The organism is Halomonas sp. BC2 (assembly GCF_002078115.1).
Lineage (GTDB): Bacteria > Pseudomonadota > Gammaproteobacteria > Pseudomonadales > Halomonadaceae > Vreelandella > Vreelandella stevensii.
Map to the genome: position 1 here is coordinate 90,772 of NZ_LFGT01000002.1, position 8,393 is coordinate 99,164.

8 protein-coding genes are annotated in these 8,393 nt (G+C 58.5%); 3 read left to right on the forward strand and 5 right to left on the reverse strand.

The features are described from left to right. Nucleotides 1–559 (reverse strand): exodeoxyribonuclease V subunit gamma (locus B7L71_RS00955; protein ID WP_139790011.1); only part of this gene is annotated, 559 nt, incomplete at its 3' end. Between the two features lie 146 nt (nt 560–705). Here B7L71_RS00955 and B7L71_RS00960 point away from each other — a divergent pair. Both B7L71_RS00960 and B7L71_RS00965 read left to right on the forward strand, forming a co-directional pair. Continuing rightward, nucleotides 706–1,026: a type II toxin-antitoxin system RelE/ParE family toxin gene (locus tag B7L71_RS00960; RefSeq protein ID WP_081135273.1), complete on the forward strand. Its 321-nt coding sequence runs from the start codon at nt 706–708 to the stop codon at nt 1,024–1,026. Beyond that, a complete protein-coding gene (locus tag B7L71_RS00965) occupies nt 1,023–1,316 on the forward strand; it encodes a helix-turn-helix domain-containing protein (RefSeq protein WP_227407773.1) in 294 nt (97 codons plus the stop codon). Before B7L71_RS00960 ends, B7L71_RS00965 begins: the two co-directional genes overlap by 4 nt. A 117-nt stretch (nt 1,317–1,433) precedes the next feature. On the opposite strand, the gene B7L71_RS00970 is transcribed toward B7L71_RS00965, so the two are convergent. Further along, complete coding sequence (locus B7L71_RS00970) at nt 1,434–1,790, reverse strand: rhodanese-like domain-containing protein (RefSeq protein ID WP_081135276.1); 357 nt, start codon at nt 1,788–1,790, stop codon at nt 1,434–1,436. A gap of 123 nt (nt 1,791–1,913) precedes the next feature. Here B7L71_RS00970 and chrA point away from each other — a divergent pair, with 123 nt between their 5' ends. Further along, nucleotides 1,914–3,125: a chromate efflux transporter gene (chrA, locus tag B7L71_RS00975; RefSeq protein ID WP_081135279.1), complete on the forward strand. Its 1,212-nt coding sequence runs from the start codon at nt 1,914–1,916 to the stop codon at nt 3,123–3,125. A gap of 19 nt (nt 3,126–3,144) precedes the next feature. On the opposite strand, the gene B7L71_RS00980 is transcribed toward chrA, so the two are convergent. From B7L71_RS00980 to dsrO, 3 genes are read right to left on the reverse strand one after another with little or no spacing between them, the layout of a single operon-like run. Then, complete coding sequence (locus tag B7L71_RS00980; protein ID WP_081135281.1) at nt 3,145–6,240, reverse strand: molybdopterin dinucleotide binding domain-containing protein; 3,096 nt, start codon at nt 6,238–6,240, stop codon at nt 3,145–3,147. Beyond that, a complete protein-coding gene (nrfD, locus tag B7L71_RS00985; protein ID WP_249273143.1) occupies nt 6,233–7,462 on the reverse strand; it encodes an NrfD/PsrC family molybdoenzyme membrane anchor subunit in 1,230 nt (409 codons plus the stop codon). The genes B7L71_RS00980 and nrfD overlap by 8 nt, the downstream gene beginning before the upstream one ends. Continuing rightward, nucleotides 7,410–8,186, reverse strand: coding sequence for a sulfate reduction electron transfer complex DsrMKJOP subunit DsrO (gene dsrO, locus B7L71_RS00990; protein WP_081135286.1), 777 nt, complete (start codon nt 8,184–8,186; stop codon nt 7,410–7,412). The genes nrfD and dsrO overlap by 53 nt, the downstream gene beginning before the upstream one ends. Nucleotides 8,187–8,393: the final 207 nt, after the last annotated feature.

Genomic DNA, 8,393 nt, shown 5'->3' on the forward strand with positions numbered 1-8,393 from the left:
CGCCTCGGGCGGTAATCAGCACATCGTGGCCGTTGGCCCAGGCGTCCAGCCAGTCGGCGCGGTACACCTGGTACTGGTCGAAGAGATCCGCCAGCCGCTCGGCCAGCTGGTAATGCTTGCGCTGGTCGCGGTCGGTTTCCAGAAACTGCGCCAGTGGTTCGAACACCGGCTGCCCGGCCAAGGTAGGCAGCAGACGCAGCAGCCGCCACACCAGGCGCGATTTATCGAACGGCGAGGTTTCCGTCACGGCGTCGGCATCGTGGGAAACGTGGGTGAGCACCCGGCGGTAGGCCTGCCATAAAAACCGCGCGGGCAGCATCACGTCCAGCGCCGCTGCAATACCCGCGCCGCCGTTCTTCGGGTCTTCCGCCAGGGCCAGCTTCAGCCACTGCCCAATGCCGTTGCTCTGCACCAGAATGGTTTCGTTCTCCAGCGGCCCCAGCGGGTGTCGCCGCATCCACTCCACCGCCAGCCCCCGTAAATCCTCCAGGCGATTGGCGTGTACCACCATGAAGCCGGGGGTGAGCGAAGTGGGGGAGAGCAGGGCATTGGCAGGCATACGGCGGCGTTCCTTCACGGCAATCGGCGTCACGGGGATGCGGTCACGCTATGGTGCCATAAGATGGAGGTTGTCGTGTGTCTCTGGAGTAGGAACTTTTACACATCCTGAGTTATCATAAAAGATAACTTGATCGGAGCTGTGCTATGGAGTGGCAGGTTGAGTTTTACCCAGGCGTAGAGCAAGAAATTTTAAGCATGCCACCCAAAATACAGGCCAGAATGCTTCGGTTGCTGGAGATGGTAGAGCAGCATGGTGCTCACTTAGGGCCTCCTCACACGGAGTCCATGGGTGACGGCCTGTTTGAGATTCGAGCAAAGGCACAAGAGGGGATTGGCCGTTCCTTGTTCTGTTACGTGCATGGGAAACACATCGTCGTGCTGCACGCATTCGTCAAGAAAAGCCAGAAAACGCCGCGTCAGGCGTTAACATTAGCGCGGTCAAGACAGCGCGAGGTGCAGTCATGATGAACTTAAAGGCACTAAAAGAGCAGGCGCTTCAGAACCCTGAGGTGAAGGCGGAATATGAACGTCTGGCACCGGAGTTTGCATTGGCCTCCACGCTTATTTCAATGCGCCAGCGTGCCGGGCTGACTCAGGAAGAGCTTGCCAAACGTCTGGAGACGCAGAAAAGTAACATTAGCCGCCTGGAGCGAGGAAGCAGTAACCCCGGTTGGAAAACGTTGCAGCGCTATGCAGATGCCTGCGGCTTCGAGCTGACGGTACATGTGGAACCACAAAAACACCCCTCCCACTAAACAACCAATCGCTCCCATGACGGCGGCCTTTCGTGCGTCATTGATTCAAGCCGAAAGTCACCGGAGTCTTCTAAAGCTGCCGATGGGAGGGCGAGCATCATTACCAAAAGGAGCGGCTTACGGCGCTTCTTCTTCCTTGAACGCCTTCAATCCGCCTTCGATATTCACGACTTGGGTATAGCCCAGTTGCTGCAGGGTGTCGGCGGCCAGGGCGCCGCGATTGCCGCCTGCGCAGTGGCACACTATGGGCGTGTCTTTATCGGGAATCGCTTCCTGGATGCGCATTTCCAGCGTGCCCCGGCTGATGTTGAGGGCGTTTTCGATATGCCCCTGCTCGAACTCTTCCTTGTCTCGCACGTCCAGCACCACGTGGCCTTGGGCGATGCGCTGTTTGGCATCGCTGGGCGATACCTGGGTGGTACGCTGTTTGGCGGCTTCTGCAAGGCGTAGAAACTCTTCTGAATGATGGGCCATGGGGTGCTCCTGGTAGGTGGCGTTGGAAGGATTCTCAACGTTGCTCAACCGTCATGGGCATGTCAATAAAATCGTGTATGGTTATCGGCTGCCTGTTGTTCAACGTTGCAAGGAGCCGAGCTTATGTCGGAACCCCGTCCTTCCTCTGATACTGCCGTATCGCCTGCTCGCATTCGAGAGGTGTTCTGGGCCTTTTTGGCGCTGGGGCTTACCTCGTTTGGCGGGCCGGTGGCGCACCTGGGCTATTTTCGTACGGAGTTCGTGGCCCGCCGCCAGTGGCTCAGCGAGAAAGCCTATGCGGATTTGGTGGCGTTGTGCCAGTTCTTGCCCGGCCCGGCCAGCAGCCAGGTGGGGTTTGCCCTGGGCCTGCTGCGGGCAGGCCCCTGGGGGGCGGCCATGGCCTGGCTGGCCTTCACGCTGCCTTCCGCGCTGGTACTGGCGCTGTTCGCCATGGGGGCTGCGGTGCTGGATGGGCCGATGGCCAGCGGCATCATCCACGGCTTGAAAATCGTCGCGGTGGCCATCGTGGCCCACGCCGTATGGGGCATGGCGCGCAATCTTTGCCCGGATAAAACCCGGGCAGGCATTGCCCTGGCGGCGGTGTTTGCCGTGGCCATGGTCAGCGGCCCGCTAGGGCAGGTGAGTGCGATTGTACTGGGGGGTATGGCAGGGCTGTTGCTCTGCCGCGAAAGCGCTCAGGGCGAGCTGGCGGATTCGCTGCACTTTGCAGTGTCGCGCAAGGTGGGCTTGATCTCTCTGGGGCTGTTCGTGGCGCTGCTGGTGCTGTTGCCGCTGCTGGCGGGCGGCGCCATGTGGCTGGCGGTGGTGGATGCCTTCTACCGCTCGGGGGCGCTGGTGTTTGGGGGCGGCCACGTGGTGCTGCCGCTGCTGGAAGCCGAAGTGGTACAGTCGGGCTGGATCACGGCGGATGAGTTCTTGACGGGCTATGGCGCCGCACAGGCCGTGCCGGGGCCGCTGTTCACCTTTGCGGCTTACCTGGGCGCACTGCTGCCTGGGCTGCCCAGCGTGGTTGGTGCGGTGCTGGCGCTGCTGGCGATTTTCATTCCCGGCTTCCTGCTGCTGGTGGGCGTGCTGCCGTTCTGGAACCGTTTTCGCCAATGGGGCAGTGCCCAGGCGCTCATGCGCGGTGCCAACGCGGCCGTCGTGGGGATTCTGGGGGCTGCGCTCTACGATCCTGTCTGGACCAGCGCGGTGGTTGGGCCGTATGAGTTTGCTCTGGCGCTCACGGGCTTTTTGCTACTGACCGTGTGGAAGCTGCCAGCCTGGCTGGTGGTGATCGTGGTGGCCTTGGGTGGGGTAGTGATTGCGACATAGCTTCACTACCCCTGCCGGTTCACACGCGGCTGACCTTGACGGGTAACCCTTGCCTCACGCTAGCGCCGCTAATGGGCTCCAGCCAAGTGCCGCCGACCTCGCGCGTGGGATCTTGAAAGCCCAGGTCGTTGATATTGATACCTGCCCGCATCCAAGGCATATCTGGCTGAGAGGTGCCATCGATAATATGCGGTGTAGCACCTAGATCCTTGTGGCCGTAGCCGTGCTCGATGCCCAGCGCGCCAGGTACGACACTTTCGCTTACCAGAGCGAGCCCTATCACGCTGCCGCCGGGGCTTTCGATGCGTATGGTGTCGCCGTGCTGAATGCCAAAGCGTTCGGCATCTTGACGGTGCATTTGCACGGGGTTGTAGGGCTTGATCATACGCAGCCGTTCGTTACCGATGGCGTAGGAGTTCATCAGATTGGATTTGAACGAGAATGCCAGTAACGGCCACTCTTGCTCTGAGAAGATCTCCCGCATGGGCTGCTTATTCGCCATTTGAGGCAGCGAGTGACACGGTACGCCCCGGTTTGGCAACCCATTGGTGGTATCAATGCTGGTGCCTACTGCTTCGTTATAGACACACAGGGTTTCTTTCCACTGGCGTTTTAAATGCTGGCCTACAAAGTGTTCGCTGGCATCTTCAAAACGTCCACCCCGGGCGTACAGATAGGCCACACGTCCGCGTTCATCGGCTTTCAGCGTGCGCTCAAGCTTAGGCAGCAGCGGTGCAATGCCACTATGGGCAACGTCAGTGTCGCTCGCTTCTGGAAGCGGTTCCTCCTGGAAAGCGATGTTGGCGGCTGCCCTGAGATAGTAATCTTCAGCACGGTTGAGCGGGTGAAGGTGACCGTTAGCATCGGGTATGGCGTTATCGCCAAAGCCCGGCAGTCCTAACCGCTTAGCTACGGCGATAAAGAAGCTATCCATAGACACCGGCTCGCCTTCGGCGGTTTTTTGTTGGCGCGGTTCAACCACCGGCCAGCAAGCGGTGGTCAGTTTGCCCAGCGTGCCTTTCCATGAGCCTGCAAACCCCCATACTTCGTACATGACTGAATCCGGTACGATGTAATCGGCGTAACGATTGGTCTCGTTGATAAAGCCATCAACCGCGACAAATAACCCTAGTCGGCTGGGATCTTTTAACTTATCGACAACGACGCCTTTCAGGCCCGCTTGGCCATAAATCGGGTTGGCCATGCAGCCAATCAGGGCTTTGATGGGGTAAGGGTAACCATCCAGCGCAGAAGGTAAATGCTCGGTGAGGGTGGGTGGCGCGAGTGAGCGCCAAGGAGCCTTCGCAGGGTAAGGGTTCTCACCAGCCGCTACCTTACGCTGGTACTCCGATGATTTTTCATAGGGGAAGCGTGAGCGCGAGAGAAAAACGCCCTGCGGACCACGCTTTCCGGGGAAATTGGCCAAGTCGTAGCGTGGACCTTCGCCGGTGCCTGTATAAGTGCCACCGCCCACCGCGCTGCCGCCTTTCATGTTGTAGTTGGCGGCCAACAGGTTGAGCATTTGAACGCTAAAAGCAGCGTAGAAGCCGTTGCCTGACATCATACCACCGTGGCAGTTAACGGCGGCCTTACGGCCGTGGCTGGCATACTTTTTGGCTAAGTCGATAATCGTTGCTTTGGGAATACCACAATGTTCAGCATAGGCGTCCATGTCGTATTCATGGGCCGATTCATGCAGCAGCGTTAGGCTGGTTTTAACGGTGACGGTGCTGCCATCGGCAAGCTCCACTGCACGCTCGGCAAATAGTTCGGCGGCCATGACATCTTCGTTGAGGGCGAATTCGCCGTCTGAAACGACGACGGGCATATCCGCATCGCTACCGGCCTCAGCAAGGCCCAAATCGCTGGCGCGCAAAAAGTAGCCACGGCGCGGATGTTCGAAGGTATCAATGACCAAATGCGTTGCGTTGGTGTGGGTGGTCTCGCCCGCGGCATCAGCAGCAGACTGGCCCGGCAGGGCGAGAAAATCGCTGGCATAGCCCTCGTGGTCCAGCAGCCACTGAATCATCGCCATGGCAAAGGCGCTGTCGGTGCCGGGGCGAATGGGCACCCATCGATTATTATCCGCCGCGTGGGAAGTGGCAGCATTTAGCGCGGGGTCGACTACCACGTACTCAAGGGTTCCTGCGGCGCGTGCCTGAGCAAGCAAGCGGCCTTGACGCTTAAACGGGTTGCCTGCTTGGCTAGGCGCGCAGCCGATATACATGATGAACTGTGCGTTCTGAATGTCGGGTTTTACATGGGCATTAGTGACAATATTGTTCATCACGGCCCCTGACCCCATGCGGAACGCCAAGCCGCAATAAGAGCCGTGGTGGCCGTAGTTGCGGGTAGCAAAGGCGTTGAGCGTGAAGCGCTTGAGTAAATCGGAGCGCCCGTAGTCGCCGGCTTCCATGACCATCAGCTGGTTCGCCTTGGGGCCGTACTCTGGATTGGCAGGGTCGATAGGCGTGTCGTGGTCGTGAATGGCGCGCAGCCCATCTACATGGCCTTCACCAAACAGATCGCCCCCCTCACAAATCTCTTCAATCAACTGTTCAAACGAGATTTTTTGCCACTCCCGGTTACCGCGCTCGCCAACGCGCTTCAGGCAGTGGTCGATACGGAAAGGGTTGGTGATCTGGCTCATCATTGAGTTGCCACGGGCGCAGGCGGTAGAGCGATTTACTTGGCCCTGTTCTCCGTAAGCGCTCACGCTGCGCAATGCCTCGGCCACTGGAGTTCGCATTGGCAGATGGTCATCAGCAGAGAGCGGATGGTATGGGTTGCCAGATACACGCAGCACTTCGCCCCGGGTGTCATCGATGCGTACCCGCACACCGCATAGGGTAGTGCAGCCGTAGCAAATGGTAAAGGCGGTGCGTTGGTCGGGAGTGAGGGTTAGCTCGCCAGTGGCTAAGTCAACGCGGTACTCCGGCGTGAGCGAATTGCCGTGAATGTTGTGCTTGGGTTTTTCTCCTGCGCTGCCACTGAGTCCTTTGGCCATCTTGGCAAGCGGGTCAGCGTAGCCTACTGCAAAGGTGGCGGCACCGCCTGCGGCAGCAGCGCCTTTAAGAAACCGGCGGCGTGAGGGGTCTTGAGCAGACTTAGCCATGGTTAGGCGCTCCTTGTTCGGCGTTAAGCGAGTCACTGGATGTATTGGTATCGAAAGAGGGCGGCGGTTTAACGCCACCTTGCTGGGCTTGCCGCCATGGAATAAATAGCTCAATCAGTAAGATAGCGGCCAGCCAAAGCCCAAAGGTACCGACGATGCCTAAGATGCCGGAAGAGCCAGCGGGAATGCCATAGTGGTGGAAACCAGCACTATTACGGGCGACGTGCTGCACATCCATCAGCACCACCCAGCGGAACATCCAGCCCATATGAATAGCTACCAGGCCGAGTAGCCAAGCCCAGGCAAACAATGCGGGTTGGCGTTGGGCAGGGCGCGAGACTAACCACGCCACCGCTATAAAGAGCGTTATGCCAGTAATACCGCCCCACAGCGCGGTGCTGCGCCAGGAAGGGCTGTGACGAACAGACTCCAGCGCTGCTGCGACCGAGCCAACGTTGGCGTTAATACCATCCAGGAACCAGCTAGCCGCGATTAAACCCGCCACGGCACAGAAGGCAAGTAGGACATACAGCATTTGCCGAACGGTGGCGTGCGAACACACTCCGCTTACCCGGTTGAGTACCAGCACTAGCCCTGCTGCCGCGATGAAGCCTGTCGCGACCAGCATGGGCGGAAGCCATACGGTGTTCCATAGCGGGCGTGCTTTCACAATGGCAAGCTCCGCGCCGGTATAAAGCATAATGCCGCTGGAAAGCAGTAGTGCGGCTAGTCCCACGATGGCCACCAGCGCCCTTGGAGTGGCGCTATCGCCCAGACTTAGCCATTTAGCCATCCATCCGCTCAGCCCTGGCGCATTGCGCCGGGCCTGGAGCGCCGGGCGCCAAGCCAGCCAGGCAAGGCCCAGTACGCTGACGAGATAGAGCGGCAGAACCACGCTGCCAATAGACATCCACGAGCGGGTGTTGGCGTACGCGTAAAAATGCCAAAAACGCAGCGGTTGGTGCAGGTCCGCAAGTAGTGCAACGGGCGCTACCAACGTGGTGCTGACGCAAGCGAGGAGTGCAAGGCGTGCGGTGGGCAGCCATGCTCGTTTGCCGAAAATTAACGCAGGCGCTGCTAGCCAGAGACTCGCATAAGAGATGGCGATCATGAAAAAATACTGCACCGCCCACGGGTACCAGGCGATGTCGTAGCGGGGGGCGAGTAGTTCAATGGTGGAATTCATAGCCCATCTCCTGTCCGTGGGGGTCGAGCACTTCAAGCGCCACAGGTTCCGCAACAGGACGGCTAATGAAGCGCTCATCCATGCCGAGATAGAACACTTGGGGAAGCGTGTTTTTTTCTGGCTGAAGTACCATCAGTGCATCACGGTGTTCTTGAATCATGCGGCTGATTTGGCTGTCAGGGTTGCGCATATCACCAATAATCCGCGCACCTCCAACACAGCTTTCAACACAGGCGGGCAGTAGCCCTGCCTCTAAGCGATGCGCGCAGAACGTGCACTTGTCAGCGGTTTGGGTGCGCTCGTTAATAAAGCGGGCATCGTAAGGGCAGGCGTTAACGCAATAAGCGCAGCCTACGCAGCGGTCACTATCCACCACCACAATGCCGTCCTGTTGTTGATAAGTTGCTTCCACTGGGCAAACGGGCACACAGGGAGGGTTTTCGCAGTGATTACACAGCCTGGGCAGCATAAACGTGGCTAACTCACCGCTCTCCTGGTGCTGCACCTCGTATTGAGAAACGGTGGTGCGAAACTGACCAAGAGGTGCGGCATTTTCGATATGGCACGATACGGTGCAGGCTTGGCAGCCAATACATTGGCGTAAGTCGATGAGCATGCCATAGCGTTTGCTGGGATCGCCTTCACGACGAGCTGGCTGTTGATTGATACCTGCCTGGGCAAGGCTGGACAGCGGTATAAGCGCAGCACCTGCGCTTAAGCGAGCTAACTGGCCAAGTAGCGAACGGCGTATAGCGTCCACAGCGCCTCCTTTATAAGTAAAGCATCATCCGCAGGGGCGAATGGTCAAGGTAGGCTAAGCTTAAGCGGTTGGGTTGAGATAAAAGTTGATGGGAGTCAATGAGTTGGCTTTGCATTATTAATGTTCCCTTAATCCTGGAGCGCTAACTGGTTGTTTTAACGACGATCGCATATCGAACGTTATAAATAAAAAAGGCTAGCCCACTGG